This is a genomic window from Chitinophaga sp. YIM B06452, from assembly GCF_039655965.1.
Lineage (GTDB): Bacteria > Bacteroidota > Bacteroidia > Chitinophagales > Chitinophagaceae > Chitinophaga.
In genome coordinates this window covers 1637086-1658785 of sequence record NZ_JAWLKY010000002.1, presented here as the reverse complement: position 1 = coordinate 1658785, position 21700 = coordinate 1637086, and the positions used below count along the sequence as shown (strand labels likewise).

The following is a 21700-nucleotide window of genomic DNA, read 5'->3' as shown; positions in this document are numbered from 1 at the left end:
AAAAATATTACCTTCATAGCGGCAGAATGTATCGTTCTGCCGCTTTTGTTTTGCCACCATGTTACAAGGGAAAAAAATTCTATTGGGCGTATCAGGCAGCATCGCGGCTTATAAAGCAGCCCTGCTCGTGCGCCTGCTCGTAAAGGAAGGCGCCCAGGTGAAGGTGATCATGACCCCCTCCGCCTGCGATTTCATCACCCCGCTCACCCTTTCCACCCTCTCGAAAAACGAAGTAGGCGTGCACGTCAGTGAAAACGGCAGCTGGAGCAACCACGTGATGCTCGGCCGCTGGGCGGATGTTATGCTCGTTGCCCCCGCCTCCGCCAATACCATCGCCAAAATGGCCGGCGGCATCTGCGACAACCTGCTGCTGGCGGTTTATCTCTCCGCCACCTGCCCGGTATTGTTCGCCCCCGCCATGGATGAGGATATGTGGCTGCACCCTTCCACCAAGGCCAATGTTGCCAAACTCGTCAGCTATGGCAACCGCCAGCTGCCCGTTCACCGCGGGGAACTGGCCAGCGGCCTGTTCGGCGAAGGCCGCATGGCAGAGCCGGAAGCCATCGTTTCTTTCCTGTATTCCTTTTTCCGGGAGCCGGTGGTGGAGCAGCCGCTCAAAGGCAAGACCGCCCTGGTGTCCGCCGGACCTACCCAGGAACCGATAGACCCCGTGCGTTTTATCAGTAACCATTCCAGCGGTAAAATGGGCATCGCGCTCGCCGAAGCCCTGGCCGATGCAGGCGCTGCGGTACAACTCGTGCTGGGCCCCACGCCGCTTTCCACCCTTCACACCGGCATCACGGTTTCCCGTGTGGTAACCGCCGCCGATATGTTCGACCGCTGCACGGCCTTGGCCCCGCAGGCGGACATCGTTGTGATGGCCGCTGCCGTAGCGGATTACAGGCCGCGCAATGTAGCGGATAAAAAGATCAAGAAGAAGGAGGATGATATGAGCCTGGAACTGGAAAAAACGGCGGACATCGCCCGCACCATCGGCGGCAGTAAAAAGAACGGCCAGCTGCTGGTCGGCTTTTCGCTGGAAACCAACAACGAAAAGGAGTACGCGCTGAAGAAACTGAACGACAAGAACATGGATATGGTAGTGCTCAACTCCCTCAATGATCCCGGCGCCGGGTTTAATTACGACACCAATAAAGTGACACTGCTCCGCCGCGACGGCCGGGAGCAGGCGCTGCCCCTGCAATCCAAGCAGGACGTGGCGCGTACCATCGTAAAGGCTATAATTGAATTGCAACATGCTTAGAAAGATTCTGTTTTCCTGCCTATGCCTGTTAACCTGCTTCCTATCAGCGGAAGCCCAGGAACTCCGTGCCAACGTTTCCGTTCAGCCCGGCGCGCAACTTGGCAACAGTACAGACCGCAGGGTGTTTACCACGCTGCAGACGGCCATGGCAGAGTTCATCAACAACCGCCGCTGGTCAGACGATGCGTATGCCCCCGGCGAAAGGATAGAATGCAACTTCATGCTGAACGTGACCCAGGCGCTGGGCAACAATACCTACAAAGCAACGCTCACTATACAGGCTGCGCGCCCGGTCTTCAACTCCGCTTACAATTCCAGCATCCTCAACATACAGGACCCGAACGTCGTGTTCCAGTACGTGGAGTTCCAGCCGCTGGAATTCAACGAGCAGCGCATCGTGGGCAACAACCCGCTCGCGTCCAACCTCACCGCTATCCTCGCGTTCTACAATTACATCATCATCGGCCTCGATGCGGATTCTTTTTCACCGCGCGGCGGCGATATTTTCTTTAAAAAAGCCCTTAATATTGTGAATAATGCGCCCGACGGGAAAGACATTTCCGGCTGGAAGGCATTTGAAGGCAACCGCAACCGTTACTGGATACAGGACAACCTGCTGAACGTGAAGTTCAGCCGCTTTCATGACGTGATGTACCAGTATCACCGCCTTGGCCTGGATATGATGTACGAGGACATGAACAAAGGCCGCGCGGCGATCATGAACTGCCTGAACATGCTCATGGGCATCCATGAAGAGCTGCCGAATTCCATGATCGTGCAGGCGTTTTTCCTCGCCAAAAGCGACGAGCTGCTGAAAGTGTTTTCCAAAGCGCCGCCGCAGGAAAAAGTGAGGGCAGGGCAGCTGCTTTCCACGCTCGACGTGCCGAATGCCAATAAATATCAGCAATTAAGATAAATGAAGAACATGCGAAAAACGGCCGGGATATTACTGATGGGTTTGATGCTGGCCTGCGGCGACGCAGACCGCACGCCTTCCGACGTGATGCCGAAAGAGAAAATGCGGGATGTATTGCTTGATATGAATTACGCCGAGGTATGGGGCCGCGACCAGCAGATGGATACCGCGATGGTGCCTGATTCCGTGAAAGAGCTGCGGGTGAAGACCTACTACAGCCAGGTGCTTCAGCTGCATGGCATTACCCGGGAGGAATTCTCGCGCAGCTATAAGTTCTACGAAGCGCACCCTGACCGGCTGGAAACCATCTACAAAGAAATGGGAGAGATCGTGAGGCGTAAGCGCACCGTGATGGATTCCATCGAAAACATACAGCGTGAGCGCGAAGCAAGGGCCAGCGGCGTCCGCACGCGCCGCGATTCGCTGTTCTGGCCCAGTTCAGACAGCCTGAAACTGATATTACCCTGATCCTGATATAACACCAAAACATGAAGAAATTAGTTGCTAACGCCGATGAAGCCATCGCCGGGATAACCGACGGCGCGACCCTGATGCTGGGAGGTTTCGGTCTTTGCGGCATTCCTGAAAATTGTATCGCAGCCCTCGTCCGCAGCGGCGCCAAAGATCTTACCTGTATCTCGAACAATGCGGGAGTAGACGATTTCGGCCTGGGTCTCCTGCTTAAAACAAGACAGATCAAAAAGATGATGTCGTCGTACGTTGGTGAAAACGCCGAGTTCGAACGGCAATTGCTTTCCGGCGAGCTGGAAGTGGACCTCATCCCGCAAGGCACGCTGGCCACGCGGATTGCGATGGCAGGCATGGGTATTCCCGCATTTTTTACACCGGCCGGCTTCGGCACCGAAATAGCGGAAGGCAAAGAAACACGCAATTTCAATGGCAAGGATTACCTGATGGAACTGGCGCTGCATGCGGATTTTTCCATTGTAAAAGCATGGAAAGGCGATACCATGGGCAACCTCGTATTCCGGAAAACCACCCGCAACTTCAGCACTTCCATGGCCAAAGCCGGGAACATTACGATCGCTGAAGTAGAGCACCTCGTGCAGCCCGGCGAGCTGGACCCTGACGCCATACATGTGCCCGGGATCTATGTGCACCGCATTTTCCAGGGCAGTAATTATGAGAAACGCATTGAACGTAAAACCGTAAAAATCTGACACATGGCGCTCGATAAATATGGCATTGCCAAACGTATAGCACAGGAACTGCGCGACGGGATGTATGTGAACCTCGGCATCGGCATACCCACACTGGTGTCTAACTTCGTGCCCGCGGGCATTTCCATTATGCTGCAAAGCGAGAATGGCATGCTGGGCATGGGCCCTTACCCGACGGAGGAAGAAATGGATGCAGACCTGATCAACGCCGGCAAGGAAACCGTAACCGTATTGCCCGGCGGCGCATTCTTCGATTCTGCAGAAAGCTTCGGTATGATACGCGCAGGCAAGGTGGACCTTACCGTGCTGGGCGCCATGGAAGTGTCTGACAACGGCGACATTGCCAACTGGAAGATACCCGGTAAAATGGTGAAAGGCATGGGCGGCGCGATGGACCTCGTGGCTTCGGCAAAGAACATTATCGTGGCCATGATGCATACCAATCCCAAAGGCGAAAGCAAGCTGCTGCCCCAATGCACGCTGCCGCTCACCGGCGTGCATTGCGTGAAGAAAATCGTGACCGAGCTGGCCGTGCTGGATGTAACGGACCAGGGCTTTAAATTGCTGGAACGCGCCCCTGGCGTAACTGTAGAAGAAATAAAGGCTAAAACCGCAGGCCGGCTGATAGTTGAAGGAGATGTTCCTGAAATGGTTTTATAATCGTAACTTTCAGTATGCAATTGTGTTATAACGGAAGATTCATGGCGGGAGATAAGCCGTTGCTGACCGTGGATAACCGCAGTTTCAGGTATGGCGACGGATGTTTTGAAACCATGAAAGTGTACCAGGGGCAACTGTTGTTGGCAGATCTGCATTTCGAGAGGCTGATCGCCAGTTTGCATCTCCTGCATTTTCACATACCCGCACACTTTACGAAAGAATATTTCACAGGCCTTATCAGGGAGCTATGCCGCCTCAACAGCGTCAGCGATCTTGCGCGTGTGCGCCTTACCGTTTGGAGGGCTGGCACCGGGCTGTACGACCCTGTGGACCATACCCCTCATTTCATTATTCAAAGCTGGGAGCTGCCCGAGCATATCTTTGAGCTGAACGCTACCGGCCTGCTGCTGGACGTGTTCCCCGACGCAGTGAAGACCTGCGACAAGATCTCCAATGTTAAATCCAACAATTGCCTGCCTTATGTGCTGGCTGCGCTGCATGCCAAACAACATCATGTGAACGAAACCGTGCTGCTCAATCAACACGGCCGTGTGGCGGATACCACCATCGCGAATATCTTCATTGTGCGCGATAATAAAGTGTATACCCCGCCGTTAACCGAAGGCTGCGTATGCGGCGTGATGCGGAAATACCTGCTGCAAAAGGAACTGCCCTTCAAAATAACGGAACAGCCGCTTACGCTGAAGGACCTGCAATATGCGGACGAGATCTTCCTGACCAATGCCATTTACGGCATCCGCTGGGTAGGCCGCTTCCGTGGCAGCAGCTATAGCAACGCGACATCCGCCATCCTGCATGAAATGCTGTATGAATCCATGCTGTAGCGTTTATTCGTGAGGGTTGTATTATGCAGGGAATATGTTACGGCTGTTGCGCCGCCATCTCTTTGAGTTTCTCCACCGCGGCTTTCCCTTTCGTTCCAAGGTCAAGGCTATACTCGTTTACGTAGAGGTCAATATGCTGGCGCATGACGTTCTCGTCCATTTCCTGCGCATGCGCTTTTACATAAGGAGATAGGGCAGGGTATTTCGTATAGGCGTGCTGCAGGCTTTGATGGATCAGCTGATCCACTTTAGCGCGGCGCTCCGCAGGAATGTCTTTCCGGATAAAAATGCCTCCCAGCGGGATAGGCTGGCCGGTTTGGGTTTCCCAGAATTCACCCAGGTCTATGAGCTTTACCAGCCCTTTCTGCTGGTAGGTGAAACGGTTTTCGTGGATGATCACCCCTGCATCCGCTTCCCCGGACAATACAGCCTGTTCGATATCAGAAAACAGCATGACCTGTTTATTGGCCGCCCCGGGGAAAGCAATGGAAAACAGCAGGTTGGCAGTGGTAAAAGCGCCCGGTATCGCGATCTTCATGTCCTTCACGCGTTCCAGCGGCACGGCTTCCTTCGCGATCAGCAGTGGGCCGCAGCCACGGCCCAGGGCGCTGCCGCTGTTCAGCAGTTCATATTTGTCGGCCACTTTCAGGCCGGCGGCAAAGCTGAGCTTGGTGATATCCAGTTTCCCCTGAACGGCCCACTGGTTGAGGGTTTCCACGTCTTCCAGCTTCGTGTCGAACCGGAGGCCGGCAGCATCGATGGCGCCGTTCACCAGGGCGTCAAAAATAAAAGTATCGTTCGGGCAGGGCGAAAATCCAAGACTCAGGTTCATCTGTTGTATTTTTTGACGGTACAAATGTAAGCAAACGGCATAAAACCCGCTGTTGCTCAGGCAGTCAGCTCAATGATCAGTTCCTGTAATTTTTCATTTAACTCCTTCACTGCCAGCGGGATATTCCATTTGCTCTTGTCCCTTACCTCCACGTAATTGGATATGGCACGAAGCTGCAGGAAAGGAACATTGTCCATGAGGCAGGCGTAATGGAAAGCCGCGCCTTCCATGCTCTCGAGGTCGGGCTGGTACAGCTGTTCCAGTTGCGCGATGGTGGCGGTTTCCCCGCTCACGGTATTGACCGTCACGCCGGTAAGCTGCGGCAGCTGTTGCAGGCTTTCAGGCAGGAGGGTCAACGGATTTATTAAATAATGATGCGTAAACGGGTGCATGCCATGCTGCCAGAGGCCTATTTTGAACAGGTCTGCAAACCGGCCGTGATCTTCCGCGCCCAGGTCGCCAAATACCTCGCGGGTAACCAGGGCCACTTCGCCCAGCGGCCTTTCGTGCCTGAAGCTACCTGCAATGCCCGCCTGGATGGCAATTCCTGGGCGTTTATTGGAAAAGCGCCTGCCCAGCGAATAAGCGGCGGCGGCCATGCCGATGCCCGTGATGAGCACTTCCACGCCGGGTGTCTGGGATTCGGACAGCCAGTCCAGCAACGGCTTTACCTCCGCTGCTGTAGCAGCGGCAACGAGTACTTTCATCCTGCAAAAGTACGGTTCTCATTGAATTGCTTTATTTTTGCAGAAATTTATCAGACTAAGATGATCTATCTGACGCGCGTGGAGCATTTTAATGCGGCACACAAGTTATTCAACCCGCAGTGGAGCAAGGAGCAGAACCTGGAAGTTTTCGGAAAATGCGCCAATGATAACTGGCATGGCCATAATTATGAGCTGCACGTCACTATTAAAGGAGAGCCCGATCCTGAAACCGGGTTTGTATTCAATGCCAAGACCCTTGGCGTGCTCATCAAAGACGTGATCGTGGAGAAGCTTGACCACAAGAACCTCAATATGGACGTGGATTTTATGAAAGACAAATTCACTTCCGCCGAAAATGTTGCGATTGCCATCTGGGAACAACTGGAACAGCACCTGCCGGGCACCGTTCAGCTGCACTGCATCAAGCTGCACGAAACTCCCAAGATCTACGTGGAGTATTACGGCGGCAAATAATCATAACGCAAAGACATGGCTTATAACAAGGAAGAATCGTACGACGATAAGGTAACATCCGGCTTGACTGATCATTACAAGGATGCCATCAGGCTGTTGGGGGAAGACCCGGAGCGGGAAGGATTGCTGAAGACGCCTGAAAGGGTGGCCAAAGCCATGCAATTCCTCACCCAGGGCTACCAGCAGGATGCGAAGGAAATACTCAGCAGCGCTAAATTCACCGAAGCATACAGCGAAATGGTGATCGTGAAAGATATAGAGCTGTATTCCATGTGCGAGCATCATATGCTGCCGTTCTTCGGGAAAGCGCATGTAGCGTATATCCCTAACGGTTATATCACCGGCCTCAGTAAGATCGCGCGCGTGGTAGATATTTTTTCCCGCCGCCTGCAGGTGCAGGAGCGCCTTACGCACCAGATACTGGACGCTATCCAGGAAACGCTGGAGCCGCAGGGCGTGGCCGTGGTGATAGAAGCGCAGCACCTTTGCATGATGATGCGCGGCGTGCAGAAACAAAACTCCGTGACCACCACTTCCGCCTTCAGCGGGCAGTTTGAACATGGTGCCACCCGCGCGGAATTCATGAAACTGATCAGCTCAGACCTCATGGGCCGCCGTTAATAGTTTTTTTACAGGGAAATTTTTGATGGTTTGACCCGGCCGAATTGTACAAGCCGGGTTAAACCATAATTTTTTATATATATTTGCCACCTGATAATTAATCATATCAATGAAGCACGCTTACGTTTTTCCCGGTCAGGGAGCACAGTTTACCGGAATGGGTAAAAGTTTTTACGACAACGATCCCCGCGCAAAAGAGCTTTTCGAAAAAGCCAACGATATACTGGGATTCCGTATTTCCGATGTGATGTTTACCGGGTCGGACGAAGACCTGAAACAGACCAAGGTAACGCAGCCCGCTGTGTTCCTGCATTCCGTGATCGGCTTCCTGTGCCTGAACAATCCGAAGCCCGATATGACCGCCGGCCACTCGCTGGGTGAATTCTCCGCCCTGGTGGCCAACGGCGCCATGGCGTTCGAAGACGCCCTGCGCCTCGTGAGCATCCGTGCAAACGCCATGCAAAAAGCCTGCGAGCTGGTGCCCTCCACCATGGCCGTAGTGCTCGGGCTGGACGATGCCAAAGTAGAAGAAGCCTGCGCTTCCATTACCGACGACGTAGTGGTACCTGCCAATTATAACTGTCCCGGCCAGCTGGTGATCTCCGGTACCAAAACCGGCATTGCCCGCGCTATGGAACTGCTGAAGGCAGCCGGTGCGAAAAGGGTGATGGAACTGGCTGTGGGCGGCGCTTTCCACTCACCGCTGATGGCTCCCGCACAGGAAGAGCTGAAAGCCGCCATCGAAGCAACCGCTTTCAACACGCCCAACTGCCCCGTTTACCAGAATGTAGTCGCCAAAGCAGTGACCGACCCGGCAACGATCAAGCAGAACCTGATCACGCAGCTCACCGGCGCCGTTCGCTGGACGCAGTGCGTACAGGCCATGATCGCAGACGGCGCTTCCCGCTTCACCGAAGTAGGCCCCGGTAAAGTATTGCAGGGCCTCATTGCCAAGATCGACAAAGCAGCGGTTACAGACGGCATCAGCACCGGCATGGAAGAGGCAGTTAAATAATTTATCATGTAACTATTCCGGCGGGAAACCGTTTCACTAGTATAAATGAACCGCGATGCGCTGTATATCCTTATCCCTGGTATTTGCAGGGCTGCTGGCCTTGGCGGCTTGTAGCAAGTCCGAAAGTGAAACGGAAGAACGATGGCTGGAAACGACCCAGCGGCAGGAAGTGATCGTATTCAACGACCAGCTGCCTGAGAAAAATGCCCTGATCGAAAGAAGCTTTTACCTTCAGACCCGCAAGCTGCCTGTAAGCTCAGGCCAGGTAAACGAATCAGGCATTTATTTTTACCGGCTGGAGGGAGACAGCCTCATCCTGCGCTCCCGCGACCAGAAATATTATTTCAAAATGGGAAACGATGGCAAATCGTTCATCATAGGCCGGTTTTTCCACGACCCCGGCGGGTTACCGGAAAAGCTGGAGTTTGAAAGACAATAAAAAACGGGGCTCACATTTGATGAGCCCCGTTTTTTATTCCGGCTATGTTATAATTCTATGCTCGCATTCCACCACTCCGGGTCGAATTTTGCATTGTATTTTTTGTAGAAGTTGATAGCAGGCTCATTCCATTCCAACACCTGCCAAACCATGCCGGAGAAGCCTTTTTCCTTCGCTTCTTCCACCAGCCTGTCGAACAGCAGCTTGCCGATGCCCTTGCCGCGGAAGCTTTCCGTTACCACGATATCTTCCAGGAACATGCGGCTGCCTTTCCAGGTGGAATAACGGATGTAATAGAGCGCGATACCTACGATCACCCCGCCTGATTCGGCTACATATGCCCACCATACCGGGTTCGGGCCGAAGCCGCTTTCTTCGAAATGCTCCAGGGTAACTGTTACCTGCTCCGGCGCTTTTTCATACAATGCCAGCTCGCGCACCAGTTCCATCATACGCGGGCAATCTTTCTTTTCTGCTTTCCTGATCGTGATCATGTGTTGTGTTTATTGCAATGCCTGGTCCAGGTCGTTGAGAATATCTGTTACCGACTCGATGCCCACGCTCACGCGGATCAGCCCGTCGGTAATGTCATATTTTTCCCGCAGCTCTTTAGGAACGCTGTAATGCGTCATGGAAGCGGGGTGGCAGATGAGTGTGTCGCAGGTGCCGAGCGATACGGCCCGCAGGCACATCTGCAGGCGGTCTATGAAACGTTTGCCTGCTTCCAGCCCGCCTTTCAGCTCAAAGCTCATCATGGCGCCCGCATGTTTCATCTGCCGGCTGGCAATGGAGAAGTCAGGATGGTCCGCAAGGCCGAGGTAGTTTACTTTCGCTACGGCGGGGTGCCCGTCGAGGAAACCGGCTACTTCCATGGCGTTGTGGCAATGCCTTTCCATTCTTACTTCCAGCGTTTTGATGCCTTGCGTGAGCAGGAAAGCATCGAAGGGGTTGCTGTTGGCGCCGAGCAGGCGGTGCACTTTTTCCACCGGGCCTTTCATCAGCTCTATGTCCCTGCCCACCAATACGCCGCCGATCGCGGTGCCGTGGCCGTTCAGGAATTTGGTGGTGCTGTGAAACACGTAATCTGCCCCGTAAGCAAAAGGCTGCTGCAGGTAAGGCGTGGCGAAAGTATTGTCCACAGCGGATACCAGCCCGTTCTCCTGCGCCATGCCAAGCAGCGCTTCCAGGTCTACACAGCGGAGCGTAGGATTGGCGGGCGTTTCAAGGTACATCATGCGGATGGAAGGATCGGCTTTGATGGCGGCGGCGGTTTGCTCCAGGTCGCGCATGTCCATGATCACGGCTTCGATACCCAGCGGCGGGAGTATTTTCCTGAACAGCTCTTCCGTGCCGCCGTAAAGCGAATAGTGAGAGATCACCTTGTCGCCCGCCTTCAGATGCGCCAGGAACAGGGTAGACAGCGCGCCCATGCCGGATGCATGCAGCTTGGCCTTCACCTGCAGCGGATTGCCGTCGGGCCCGGTGAGGCCGAATGCTTCCAGTGCGGCGATCTTTTCTTCCGCTTCGCGGAAATTAGGACTGTCCCAGCGGGTGTAGATATAGCCGTCCTCTTCGCCCGCAAAGCGGCGCATGCCTTGTTCGGCGGAGTCGTATACGTAAGTGGAAGAAGCGTATATGGGCGTGAGGTGGGCGTATCTCGGATCCTGCTCGTGGCCTGCGTGTATGCAAACGGAACTGAACCCGGAGAGCGGTGATTGTTTCATTATCGGGCTATTTGATTGTTTTCCTCTTATGAGTATCTTGTTAGTGAATTTACCTTGTAAAAATAAGAATTAGATGAGGGAACTCCTACTGCGGTACGCGATGTATAACAGCTGGGCCAACCAGCGGATATTGTCTGCGCTCAACGGGCTCACGGAAGAGCAGCTGGACAGGGAGCTTGCGAGCAGCTTCCCGACCGTCCGCCTCACAGCTTACCATATCTGGAACTCGGCAGGCATCTGGTTGCAGCGTTTACAGCTGGCCAGCCCCGTTATCCCGCCGGCAAAGGATTTCACGGGTTCCTGGGCGGAGTTCGCCCAACATTTTACCAGGCAGGGCGAACAGCTGAAAGACTTTATCGCAACGGCTTCCGACGCCAAGCTGGCCCATACCATCGAGTATAATCACCCCGCAAAGGGCATCTGCAAATCATCCGTGGAAAATACCATTATGATGATCTTTAACCATTCCACGTACCACCGCGGGCAACTGGTGACCATGCTGCGCCAGCTGGGAGTTACAAAGATCCCTTCAACCGATTTTATCGAATACACCGGCGTAAAAAAATAAAATACCTGTATTTTACGGTTATTATGAGCCCAGATCCATTTTATGCGAGCGTCCCCCGGCACCTGGTGGCAGTAGACTGTATCATTTTCGGCTTCGAAGATGGCAAGCTGAAGCTGCTCATTATCAAGCGCAAGGTAGACCCTATGGAAGGCGCCTGGAGCCTGGTGGGCGGGTTTGTGCAGGAAGGGGAAAGTACAGACCATGCGGCCATCAGGGTACTGCGGCAAACCACGGGCATTCATGATATTTACATGGACCAGCTGCAGAGCTACGGCGATACCGGCCGTGATACCGGCGCGCGGGTAATATCCATCGCGTATTACGCGCTCATCCGCATCAGCGAGCACGACCGGCTGCTGGCCAATGCCCACGGCGCCCACTGGCTGAGCCTGCACCAGATACCCGAGCTGATCTTCGACCATAACAAAATGCTCAGTGACGCGCTCACCCGGCTGAGGGATAAGGCGCATTTCCATCCCATCGGTTTCGAGCTGCTGCCGGAGAAATTCACCCTGCCACAGCTGAGGAACCTGTACGAAGAGATCTACCAGCGCCCGCTGGACAAACGTAATTTCAGGAAGAAGATACTGGCGATGGACATCCTGGAAAAGCTGGAAGAAAAAGACAAAAGCACCTCCAAAAAAGGCGCGCACCTTTACCGGTTCGACCGGTTGAAGTACGATGCGCTGGCCCGGCATGGCCTGGTGTTCGAGATCTGACGCAAAAAAAAGTGCAAGCCGCGGGGCCTGCACTTCTGTTATAATTTGAGGTAAGGTCAAAGTTATTTGACGGAGCCGTTACCGTTGTAGGCCCACTTCACATAACAGGCGCCCCAGGTGAACCCCCCGCCGAAGGCCGCCAGTACCAGGTTATCGCCTTTTTTCAGCTTGCTTTCCCAATCCCAGAGGCACAAAGGAATTGTACCGGCCGTGGTATTGCCATAGCGCTGAATGTTGACCATCACTTTTTCGGAAGGCACGCCCATATGGTCTGCCGTGGCGCTGATGATGCGCAGGTTGGCCTGGTGGGGCACCAGCCAGGCGATATCGTCTGCCGTGAGGTGGTTGCGGTCCATGATGCTGCGGGCAGCGTCTGCCATGTTGGCTACGGCGTATTTGAATACCGTTTTGCCTTCCTGGAACACGTAATGTTCGCGGGCGGCAACGGTTTCGGCGGTGGCTGGTTTTGCGGAGCCGCCGGCTTTCATGTTAAGGAATTCCCTGCCGTGGCCATCGCTTTTCAGCACGCTGTCCAGCAGGCCGAGGCCTTCCGTGTTAGGTTCCAGCAGCACGCCGCCGGCGCCGTCGCCGAAGATGATGCAGGTGGCACGGTCTGTATAATCGATGATGGAGCTCATTTTATCGGCCCCGATGATCATTACTTTTTTATAGCGGCCGCTTTCGATGAATTTGGCGCCGGTATCCAGCGCGTAGAGGAAGCCTGAGCAGGCGGCGCCGATGTCGAACCCGAAGGCATTCTTGGCCCCGATCTTATCCGTAACAACATTGGCGGTGGCGGGAAACACCATATCCGGCGTAACGGTGGCCACGATCAGCAGGTCTATCTCTTCGGGGGTAATGCCTCTTTTGCGGCAGATCTCCAGCGCAACGGGTACGCAAAGCTCGGAAGTACCCTTACCTTCTCCTTTCAGTATCCTTCTCTCCTTGATGCCGGTCCTGGTGGTGATCCATTCATCTGTTGTTTCTACGAGTTTCTCTAATTCCTGGTTAGTCAGTACATAGTCGGGAACATACCCACCCACCGCCGTTATGGCGGCTGTAATTTTGCTCATATTGTTCGGATAAGTTATTAAAATGGGCGTAAAAATACGACTTAAACGAATAATTCTATTTATAAGTTAATTTCGCCGGCAGATAATTCCCATATGATCGCATACCTGAATGGCAAATTAGCCCACAAAACGCCTACCCTGGTGCACCTGGACGTGAACGGGGTAGGGTACGAGGTGCATATCAGCCTCCATACCTGGAGCCAGATCCAGCAACTGGAAACCTGCAAGCTCCTTACCTACGTACATATCAAGGAAGACGCCCACACCATGTTCGGCTTCTTTTCCGACGCGGAAAGGGCCATGTTCCTGCAACTGATCAGCGTTTCAGGGGTAGGCGCCACCACCGCCCGGATGATGCTCAGCTCCCTGCAGCCGGACGATGTGCAGCGGGCCATCCTCATGGAAAACGAAAAAATGCTGGAGGGCGTAAAGGGGATCGGGGCGAAAACCGCCAAGCGCATCATTTTGGAGTTGAAAGACAAAATGAAAAAACACCGGGAAGATATATTACATTTATCGGTAAATACCCACAATACTATACAGGATGATGCGTTAAATGCTTTGGTAACCCTGGGTATAGCCCGCAACATGGCTGAACAGGCAATACAAAGGGTGCTGAAAGCCGAGCCACAATTAAATGAATTGGAGGCACTTATCAAAAAATCCCTTAAAAATCTATAATTTTAAGTCCTTGACCTCTATAAAACCTAAGAACGCTTGGCAAGAAAGAAATACTATGGTGCACTTGCAGTAATAGGTGTTGTATCTTTTATCATTGTTGAATCGGCCGCCAGAAACAGGAACAGTTCGGGATATACCTATAGAAATATAAGCGGAGTTGTGGAGAAGGGGGAAACTGATATCACTAATGTTCCAGATACTACTGCTAAACCGGATACCCTGAAGTATCCTATCCGCGACCGGAGGGGCACTTCGGCAACGGATCCCGTGCGTAATGCCATCGACCTCAAAGACCCCGCCAGTATTAAGAAAGAAGTCGAATACGACCCCGTCACCAAACAATACATCGTTACCGAAAAAATAGGCAACCAGTTCTACCGCCAGCCCACCGTGATGAGCTTCGGCGAGTTTTACCGCATGCAGGCCGCCCAGAGCGAAAAGGACTACTGGCAAAAAAGGGCCGGCACCATCGGCAACCTCAACCAGCGCGCCGGCGCCCCGCAGCTCTATTACGGCGATAAACTCTTCGACCGCGTGTTTGGCGGCACCAAGGTAGACATCAAGCCACAGGGAAGCCTGGGGCTTACTTTCGGTTACCAGGGCCAGAACGTGAAGAACCCCGTGCTCGTTGAAAGAGCCCGCAAGAACGGCGGCTTCGACTTCGATATAGACATCAACATGAACGTGACCGGTAAGATCGGCGACAAACTCAAGCTGATCACCAATTACAACACCCAGTCCACGTTCGACTTCGAAAACCAGGTGAAACTGGAATATACCGGCTACCAGGACGAGATCATTAAAAAGATCGAAGCGGGCAACGTGAGCTTCCCGCTCAGCAGCTCCCTCATTCCCGGGGTACAATCCCTGTTCGGTATCAAGACCCAGCTGCAATTCGGCCGCCTTACCATGACCAGCGTGCTCAGCAACCAGAAATCGCAGAAGCAGAACATGGTATTGCGCGGCGGCAACAGCGTGACGGACTTCGTACGTCGGGCCGATGAATACGAGGACAACCGGCACTTCCTGCTCAGCCAGTACTTCCGCGATACTTTCAACTACGCCATGGCCACCCTGCCCGTGATCCGCACCCAGGCTTACATCAACCGCATCGAGGTGTGGGTGACCAATAAATCCGGCGCCACCACCCAAACGCGCGACATCGTGGCCCTGGCAGACCTCGGGGAGAACAGGCCTTCCAACCCGAATGTTACCAGCCGGACCAGCCAACGCCTGCCCAACAACGGATCGAACGACCTGTACGAGAACCTTGTGAGCGATCCCGGCGCCCGCTTCACCGGCACCGTAGTGAGCCGCCTGCTGGCCCTGCAGCTGGAGTCTGTGCAGGACTTTGAAAAGACCTTCGCGCGGAAGCTGGATTCAACAGATTTCATCCTCAACCGGCAGATCGGTTTTATCTCCCTCGTGCAGCAGCTGCAGCCGGATGAAGTGCTGGCCGTGGCTTTTGAGTATACCTACAATGGTAAAGTATACAAAGTGGGTGAGTTCTCGCAGGACATACCGCCCGACCAGAATAATTCCGCCAACCAGCGCATCCTGTTCCTGAAAATGCTGAAAGCCACCTCCGCAAGGCCGGCCCTGCCTATCTGGGACCTGATGATGAAAAATATTTATTCCACCGATGCGTTCCAGATCAACCGGGCGGATTTCAAGCTGGACGTGCTGTATAAAGACCCGGGCACCGAAACCCGCGCCCCCAGTGAAAAGCGCTACCTGCCTGATGCGCAGGGCCAGTATGCCGGCGCGCCTATCATTACCCTGCTGAACCTGGACCGTCTCAATAACCAGAACGATCCGCAGCCGGACGGTGTGTTCGACTACGTGGAAGGCTATACTATTTTCCCGCAGAACGGCAAGATCATGTTCCCCGTACTGGAGCCTTTTGGCGCGGCGTTGAAGCCTGTATTCGGCGGCAACCCGGTGCTGGAGAAGCAGTACATGTACACCACGCTCTACGATTCCATTAAAGTGATCGCCCAGCAGTTCCCCAACCTGAACCGGTACGTGCTGCGCGGCTCCTATAAATCGGCCAACTCTTCCGAAATTTCCCTGAACGCCCTGAACATCCCCCGCGGCTCCGTGACCGTTACGGCGGGCGGGCAGCAGCTTCGCGAAGATGTGGACTTCATCATCGATTACAACCTCGGCCGCATCAAGATCATCAACGGCGGCGTGCTCAGTTCCGGTGTGCCTATCAACGTCCAGTTCGAGAACAATGCGTTGTTTGGCCAGCAAGTGCGCAACTACATGGGCACCCGCTTCGATTATTATGTGAACGACAAGCTGAACCTGGGCGGTACCATCGTGAGAATGAGCGAAAGGCCTTATTACCAGAAAGTGAATTACGGGGACGACCCGATCAAAAATACCGTGGTAGGCCTCGACGCGAACTACATTTCCGAATGGCGCGGCCTTACCCGCCTGCTGGACAAGCTGCCCAATTACCAGGCCCAGCAGCCTGCAACCATCAACTTCACCGGCGAGGTGGCCCGGCTGTTCCCGGGGCACAGCAAACTGGTGAACGAGCCGGGCAGCAAGCAGGGACAGGTAATGATAGACGATTTCGAAGGCGCCCGCAACGGTTACGACCTGAAATTCCCGGCCACAGCCTGGAGCCTGGCTTCCACACCCCGCGACGCTACCGACGCGGGCGGCAGCATCCTCTTCCCCGAAGCGGCCCTCAACGATACGCTGGCCTATGGCAAGAACAGGGCGCTGCTGGCATGGTACATCATCGAGCCCACGCTGCAGATACCGAAATCGCCCAACCTGCCGCCCGGCGTAACCGACGCTTCACAAAGCGACCCGCGCACCAGGCTGATCTATCAGAGGGATGTATTCCCCAACCGCTCTACCGACTTCGGCCAGAGCCAGCTCAGCACGCTCGACCTTGCTTATTATCCTGAAGAAAAAGGCCCCTATAACTTTGAAGCCGACGCTGCTTCGGTTACTCCACAAGGCAGGCTGCGGAACCCGGCTTCCCGCTGGGGCGGCATCATGCGCGCGATAGACAACAGTGACTTTGAGACCGCGAATATCGAATTCATCGAATTCTGGATACCCGATCCTTTCTTCAACAATCCCGGCAGCGCCGGCGGTTCGCTTTATTTCAACCTGGGCAACGTTTCTGAAGACGTGCTGAAAGATTCCCGTAAAGCTTTTGAGAACGGCCTGCCCGATCCCAACACCGGCCTGAACAAATTGGATTCCTCCAAATGGGGCCGTGTGCCGAAGTTCCAGCAGCAGATCACCCAGGCGTTCGACAACGATCCCGCCATCCGCCGCTACCAGGACGTTGGTTTCGACGGGCTTGAGAACAGCGACGAGCATCATTTCCGCGCCAAATACCTGTCAGACCTTGCAGCCGTGTTCGGTGGTTCTTCGCCTGCATACACCAACGCGAAAGCCGACCCGTCCAACGACGATTACAAATGGTACCGCGACCCGTCATACGATGCCGCCAGGACAGACATCCTCGGCCGTTACAAAAAGATCAACGGGCCCGACGGCAACTCGCCCGTTTCCAACGATAACTCGCAGTTCTCCAATGCGGCCACCAACTACCCTGAGTCTGAAGACCTGAACCGCGACAATACCATGAACGAAACGGAAGAATACTTCCAGTACCGCGTGGAACTGAAGCCCGACATGCAGGTGGGCAGCAACTACGTGGTAGACCGCTTCGTGACCCGCGTAACGCTTCCCAACGGGCAGCAGGCGGACCAGACCTGGTACCAGTTCAAAGTGCCCGTAACACAATACGACCGGAAAGTGGGCAACATCCCCGATTTCAAGAGCATCCGTTTCATGCGTATGTTCCTCACCGGCTTCGAAGACTCCGTGGTGCTGCGTTTTGCCAAGCTCGACCTCGTGCGCAACCAATGGCGCCGTTATCTGTACGAGCTGAAGCCCGGCGATCCCATCCCCGTGGACCAGAGCACCGTTTTCAATGCTTCCGCGGTGAACATTGAAGAGAATTCCAAGCGCCAGCCTATCCCGTATGTGCTGCCTCCCGGCATCCTGCGGCAGAATACGCTCAGCACCAACAGCACCAACATATTGCTGAACGAACAGGCGCTTTCCGCGCAGATCTGCAACCTGAAAGACGGCGAAGTAAGGGCCATGTACAAAAACGTGCCGCTGGACCTCCGCCAGTATAAACGTCTGCAGATGTTCCTGCACGCAGAAGCCGTAAGCGACCCGCTTTCCCTGAAAGACGGCCAGCTGGAAGCCATCATCCGCGTGGGCAGCGACTTCACCGAAAACTACTACGAGTACCGCATCCCGCTGAAAGTAACGCCCTGGAACTCCAACCGCGATACCGAAATATGGCCCGAGGAAAATGATGTGGACCTGGACCTGGATAAATTCGCCCGCCTCAAGCAGGCCCGTAACATGAGCGGCGCCAGCCCGCTGGTGCCTTACGAACAGCGCGAGGGCGCCAATGTATTGTCTGTAGTAGGTAACCCGAGCCTGGGAGACGTGCGCAACGTCATGATCGGCGTACTGAACCCGAAAGACGACGGCCTGCCCAAGTGCACCGAAGTATGGTTCAATGAGCTGCGCCTCACCGGCCTCGATGAAAAAGGCGGCTACGCGGCGCTGGCAAGGGCAGACATCGGCCTGTCTGACCTCGGTACCATTACCGTGAGCGGTAACATGCACACCGCGGGCTTCGGCAATATAGACCAGCGTGTGAACGAACGCTTCAGGGACAACTTCCTGCAATACGACATCGCCACCAACCTCGACCTCGGCAAACTGCTGCCGAAAAGTGCAGGCGTTACCGTGCCCGTATACGCCGGTTATTCACAGACCACCAGCAATCCCGAATACGATCCATACGACCTGGACATCAAGCTGAAAGATAAGCTGGCCATGGCCCGCGACCGCGAAGCGCGCGACTCCATCAAGAAAAATGCGCAGGACTTTACATCCATCACCAGCCTCAACCTTACCAACGTGCGTAAGATGGCGCTGAATAAAAAGAAGAGCAACCTGTGGGATATCGAGAACTTCGACGTAAGTTATTCCTATTCACAGATCTCCCGCCACAACCCGCAGATACAAAGCGACGTGCTCACCCGCCACCGCGGCGGCCTGGGATATAATTTCGCCGGCACGCAGAAATTCATTGAGCCGCTCAAAGGCCTGATAAAGAGCAAGAGCCCGTGGCTGGCGCTGCTGCGCGATTTCAACTTCAACTATGTGCCCACGCTCATCAGCTTCAGGGCAGACATCACGCGGCAGTTCGGCGCCACGCGCATGCGCAACATCGGCGGCGGAGAGTTCCTGCTGCAGGAAACCTATGATAAGTATTTCCGCTTCGACCGGTATTATTCCCTGAAGTGGGACCTTTCCCGCAACCTGTCTTTCGACTTCAACGCCGTGAACAACGCGCGCATAGACGAACCGGCAGGACGGATCAATACCAGCGCGAAGAAAGACAGCGTAAGCTCCAACTTCTGGAAAGGCGGCCGCACCACCAATTATTTCCAGAATGCGAACGTGACCTATACATTGCCTACCTCCAAAGTGCCGGCGCTGAGCTGGACGAACGTTGCGCTGAGCTATGCCACGGAATACCGCTGGATAGGAGCTTCCAGGCTGGCCACTTACCTCGGCAACGCCATTGAGAACTCCAACCAGAAAACACTGACCGCTGAATTCAAGCTCAACGAGCTGTACAACCGCAACAAATGGCTGCGGAAGATCAATGCCAGCGCTGCATCAGGCGGCGAATATGTACCGCCGATGATGAACAACACGCCGGCAGCGCAAAAACAACAGCAGGATAAAAAAGAAGAAGACGACGGCATTTCGCCCGTGGTGAAAGGCCTCATGCGCGTCGTGATGGCGTTGAAACGCGTGAACGTAAACTATTCCGAAAACGCCGGCACCCGCATGCCGGGCTACCTGGACAGCACCAAGCTGGTAGGTATGAACTGGCAATCCATGGCGCCGGGCCTTGCTTTCACCTTCGGCAAGCAGCCTGATAAAGCGTTTATGGACGACTTCGCCAAACGCGGCCTGCTGAGCCCTGATACGCTGTTCAACATACAGTTCCAGCAGCAGTTCACCCAGAAGCTGGATATACAGGCCCAGCTGGAGCCCGTGCGCGATCTTCGTATCGACCTCAACCTGACGAAATCCTTCTCCAAAACGCATACGGAACTGTTCAAGGATACCCTCGGCAACGGCGTGTTCAATCACCTGAACCCCTACGATGCGGGCGGTTTCGAGATCACCTTCATTGCGATCAAAACCATGTGGGGTAAGATCAATACGGAAGATGGCGTGTCGGAGACGTTCAAGAATTTCGAGAGCTTCCGCCAGCGCGTTTCCGAACGCCTCGGCGATGCAAACCCGTACAGCAAGGATCCGAGCCTGCCGAAATATGATCCGAAAGACCCGACATACCGTTATGGTTACGGCCGTTATTCGCAGGATGTGCTGATCCCCGCGTTCCTGGCGGCTTACACCGGTACTACGCCCGAAGATGCGCCGTTGTTGAAGAACTATGCGAAAAACGTACGTTCCAATCCTTTCAAAGACATTCTGCCACGGCCCAACTGGCGCATCAGCTATAACGGCCTTAGCCGTATCAGGCCCTTTACGGACTTCCTGACGAACTTCACGCTCACGCATCAATACACCGGCCTGCTGAGCATGAACTCCTACAACACGGCCCTCGTGTTCTACGACCCGCTGATCCTGGGTTATCCCGCTTTCAGGGACACGGTGAGCGGCAACTACGTTCCTTACTTCCTCGTGCCGAACCTTACAATCACCGAATCGTTCGTGCCCCTGCTGGAAGCGGATATGACCTTCACCAATTCCCTGAACCTGCGCGTAGGCTTCCGCAGGAGCCGCACGCTCAGCCTTAGCCTGATCGATTACCAGCTGAGCGAAATGCGTTCCAGCGAGATCACCGTCGGCGGCGGTTACCGCGTGCGCGGCCTGCCCATGCCGATCAAGATTGGGAAAGACGGCGGCAAAAGATTGGAAAACGACCTGAACTTCAGGCTGGACCTTAGCTTCCGTGACGATAAGACCGTAAACAACAGGCTGGATGCAGACCTGGTGATACCCACCAGTGGCCAGAAAGTAGTGAGCATCGCACCTTCCATCGATTACGTGGTGAACAACCGCCTCAATATTAAATTCTTCTACGACCGCCGCCAGACCATCCCGGTGATCTCCACCGCGTACCCGGTTACCAATACGCGCGGCGGCATCACGCTCCGGTTCATGCTGGCGCAATAACCTTTACAGCAGCAGATGCGGCAGCGGGGAATCCGGGAACATGGATTCCCCGCTTGTTTTTAAGGACGATGACAATGATCACCGGGAAGCCTGCCGGCAAAATGACAGAAATCATTTTGACAAACCGCGTTAAACTGTACTTTTGAGCCATCTATGAGGTATTTATTCGTCATAACCGTTCTTGCAGGGCTGATGTTGCAAACATTCGGCAAGGGCCTGGTATTGGCTGAATTCATGCTCAACCAGGACTACATTGCAAGAGTGCTTTGTATCAACAAGGCCAAACCGAAACTCGCCTGTAACGGCCAATGCCAGCTCATGAAAAAGATGGAGCAGGAAACGAAGAAGGAGCAGAGCGGCAATGCGATCAAGGACAAATACGAGGTTATTTTCTCCGAAGTCGCGGCCAGCTTTACTTTCAAGCCCGCCGTTACAGCCGTAAAATTGTATTCAGCCGGTACCGGCTATATCCCCGCCCGCCCGCTTTATGCGGTATTTCACCCACCCCGGGCCTGATTCCTTTCAATTCATACATGACTTGCTTATCCGCCTGAAGGGTAAGCGCAACTTTGCACAACGTTGCACGGCGATTGCGTTCCCATACTATGCGGATGCATGCCTTCACGGCACCCCGTGACCGTTCGGCATGAACGCCCGGCAACGGAATTGTGCCCCCATACGTAAACGTTTTAAA

General features: G+C 54.4%; 21 protein-coding genes. 15 read left to right on the top strand and 6 right to left on the bottom strand.

The genetic code is table 11. The annotated features are described in order from the left end of the window. Nucleotides 1-58 precede the first annotated feature (58 nt). The 6 genes from coaBC to R3I13_RS16680 are packed head-to-tail and all read left to right on the top strand — an operon-like array spanning nt 59 to nt 4866. Nucleotides 59-1264 (top strand): bifunctional phosphopantothenoylcysteine decarboxylase/phosphopantothenate--cysteine ligase CoaBC, encoded by a 1206-nt coding sequence (coaBC, locus tag R3I13_RS16705; RefSeq protein ID WP_346319094.1) that lies wholly within the window; start codon nt 59-61, stop codon nt 1262-1264. Beyond that, nucleotides 1257-2180, top strand: coding sequence for a DUF4835 family protein (locus R3I13_RS16700; RefSeq protein ID WP_346319093.1), 924 nt, complete (start codon nt 1257-1259; stop codon nt 2178-2180). Before coaBC ends, R3I13_RS16700 begins: the two co-directional genes overlap by 8 nt. 9 nt (nt 2181-2189) lie before the next feature. Then, nucleotides 2190-2648: a DUF4296 domain-containing protein gene (locus R3I13_RS16695; RefSeq protein ID WP_346319092.1), complete on the top strand. Its 459-nt coding sequence runs from the start codon at nt 2190-2192 to the stop codon at nt 2646-2648. A gap of 20 nt (nt 2649-2668) precedes the next feature. Next, on the top strand, nt 2669-3361 hold the full coding sequence (locus R3I13_RS16690) for a CoA transferase subunit A (RefSeq protein WP_346319091.1): 693 nt from the start codon (nt 2669-2671) through the stop codon (nt 3359-3361). Nucleotides 3362-3364: 3 nt separating this feature from the next. Then, nucleotides 3365-4021 carry a 3-oxoacid CoA-transferase subunit B gene (locus tag R3I13_RS16685; protein WP_346319090.1) on the top strand — a complete coding sequence of 219 codons (657 nt, stop codon included), beginning with the start codon at nt 3365-3367 and terminating at the stop codon, nt 4019-4021. A 14-nt stretch (nt 4022-4035) separates the two neighbouring features. Continuing rightward, nucleotides 4036-4866 carry an aminotransferase class IV gene (locus tag R3I13_RS16680; protein WP_346319089.1) on the top strand — a complete coding sequence of 277 codons (831 nt, stop codon included), beginning with the start codon at nt 4036-4038 and terminating at the stop codon, nt 4864-4866. 37 nt (nt 4867-4903) lie between these two features. Here R3I13_RS16680 and R3I13_RS16675 read toward each other — a convergent pair whose 3' ends face one another. Beyond that, nucleotides 4904-5698: a 1,4-dihydroxy-6-naphthoate synthase gene (locus R3I13_RS16675; protein WP_346319088.1), complete on the bottom strand. Its 795-nt coding sequence runs from the start codon at nt 5696-5698 to the stop codon at nt 4904-4906. Nucleotides 5699-5754: 56 nt separating this feature from the next. Continuing rightward, nucleotides 5755-6405 carry a futalosine hydrolase gene (mqnB, locus tag R3I13_RS16670; protein ID WP_346319087.1) on the bottom strand — a complete coding sequence of 217 codons (651 nt, stop codon included), beginning with the start codon at nt 6403-6405 and terminating at the stop codon, nt 5755-5757. Between the two features lie 60 nt (nt 6406-6465). On the opposite strand from mqnB, the gene R3I13_RS16665 reads away from it, so the two are divergent. The 4 genes from R3I13_RS16665 to R3I13_RS16650 all read left to right on the top strand — a co-directional run bounded on the left by R3I13_RS16665 (nt 6466) and on the right by R3I13_RS16650 (nt 8954). After that, nucleotides 6466-6879 carry a 6-carboxytetrahydropterin synthase gene (locus R3I13_RS16665; protein ID WP_346319086.1) on the top strand — a complete coding sequence of 138 codons (414 nt, stop codon included), beginning with the start codon at nt 6466-6468 and terminating at the stop codon, nt 6877-6879. A 15-nt stretch (nt 6880-6894) separates the two neighbouring features. Further along, a complete protein-coding gene (gene folE / locus R3I13_RS16660; RefSeq protein WP_346319085.1) occupies nt 6895-7500 on the top strand; it encodes a GTP cyclohydrolase I FolE in 606 nt (201 codons plus the stop codon). Nucleotides 7501-7609: 109 nt separating this feature from the next. After that, nucleotides 7610-8515 carry an ACP S-malonyltransferase gene (gene fabD / locus R3I13_RS16655; RefSeq protein WP_346319084.1) on the top strand — a complete coding sequence of 302 codons (906 nt, stop codon included), beginning with the start codon at nt 7610-7612 and terminating at the stop codon, nt 8513-8515. Nucleotides 8516-8570: 55 nt separating this feature from the next. Then, the gene (locus R3I13_RS16650) at nt 8571-8954 is read left to right on the top strand and encodes a hypothetical protein (protein WP_346319083.1); all 384 of its coding nucleotides are present in this window, start codon (nt 8571-8573) and stop codon (nt 8952-8954) included. 47 nt (nt 8955-9001) lie between these two features. Here R3I13_RS16650 and R3I13_RS16645 read toward each other — a convergent pair whose 3' ends face one another. Both R3I13_RS16645 and R3I13_RS16640 read right to left on the bottom strand, forming a co-directional pair. Further along, complete coding sequence (locus R3I13_RS16645; protein WP_346319082.1) at nt 9002-9448, bottom strand: GNAT family N-acetyltransferase; 447 nt, start codon at nt 9446-9448, stop codon at nt 9002-9004. Between the two features lie 9 nt (nt 9449-9457). Further along, nucleotides 9458-10678, bottom strand: a complete 1221-nt coding sequence (locus tag R3I13_RS16640; protein WP_346319081.1) for an aminotransferase class I/II-fold pyridoxal phosphate-dependent enzyme — start codon at nt 10676-10678, stop codon at nt 9458-9460. A gap of 73 nt (nt 10679-10751) precedes the next feature. Between R3I13_RS16640 and R3I13_RS16635 the strand changes: the two genes are divergently transcribed. Together R3I13_RS16635 and R3I13_RS16630 are read left to right on the top strand one after the other, a co-directional pair. Beyond that, nucleotides 10752-11246: a DinB family protein gene (locus R3I13_RS16635; RefSeq protein WP_346319080.1), complete on the top strand. Its 495-nt coding sequence runs from the start codon at nt 10752-10754 to the stop codon at nt 11244-11246. A 23-nt stretch (nt 11247-11269) separates the two neighbouring features. Further along, nucleotides 11270-11965, top strand: a complete 696-nt coding sequence (locus tag R3I13_RS16630) for an NUDIX domain-containing protein (protein ID WP_346319079.1) — start codon at nt 11270-11272, stop codon at nt 11963-11965. 62 nt (nt 11966-12027) lie between these two features. Here R3I13_RS16630 and R3I13_RS16625 read toward each other — a convergent pair whose 3' ends face one another. Beyond that, the gene (locus tag R3I13_RS16625; RefSeq protein ID WP_346319078.1) at nt 12028-13038 is read right to left on the bottom strand and encodes a beta-ketoacyl-ACP synthase III; all 1011 of its coding nucleotides are present in this window, start codon (nt 13036-13038) and stop codon (nt 12028-12030) included. Nucleotides 13039-13131: 93 nt separating this feature from the next. On the opposite strand from R3I13_RS16625, the gene ruvA reads away from it, so the two are divergent. Both ruvA and sprA read left to right on the top strand, forming a co-directional pair. Further along, nucleotides 13132-13719 carry a Holliday junction branch migration protein RuvA gene (gene ruvA, locus R3I13_RS16620; RefSeq protein ID WP_346319077.1) on the top strand — a complete coding sequence of 196 codons (588 nt, stop codon included), beginning with the start codon at nt 13132-13134 and terminating at the stop codon, nt 13717-13719. Between the two features lie 159 nt (nt 13720-13878). Then, nucleotides 13879-21006 (top strand): cell surface protein SprA, encoded by a 7128-nt coding sequence (gene sprA / locus R3I13_RS16615; RefSeq protein ID WP_346319076.1) that lies wholly within the window; start codon nt 13879-13881, stop codon nt 21004-21006. Here the strand turns inward: sprA and R3I13_RS16610 are convergent. Next, the gene (locus R3I13_RS16610; protein ID WP_346319075.1) at nt 20990-21157 is read right to left on the bottom strand and encodes a hypothetical protein; all 168 of its coding nucleotides are present in this window, start codon (nt 21155-21157) and stop codon (nt 20990-20992) included. The two genes, sprA and R3I13_RS16610, sit on opposite strands and share 17 nt — an antisense overlap. Before the next feature lie 2 nt (nt 21158-21159). Here R3I13_RS16610 and R3I13_RS16605 point away from each other — a divergent pair, with 2 nt between their 5' ends. Further along, a complete protein-coding gene (locus R3I13_RS16605; RefSeq protein WP_346319074.1) occupies nt 21160-21522 on the top strand; it encodes a hypothetical protein in 363 nt (120 codons plus the stop codon). Nucleotides 21523-21700 lie beyond the last annotated feature (178 nt).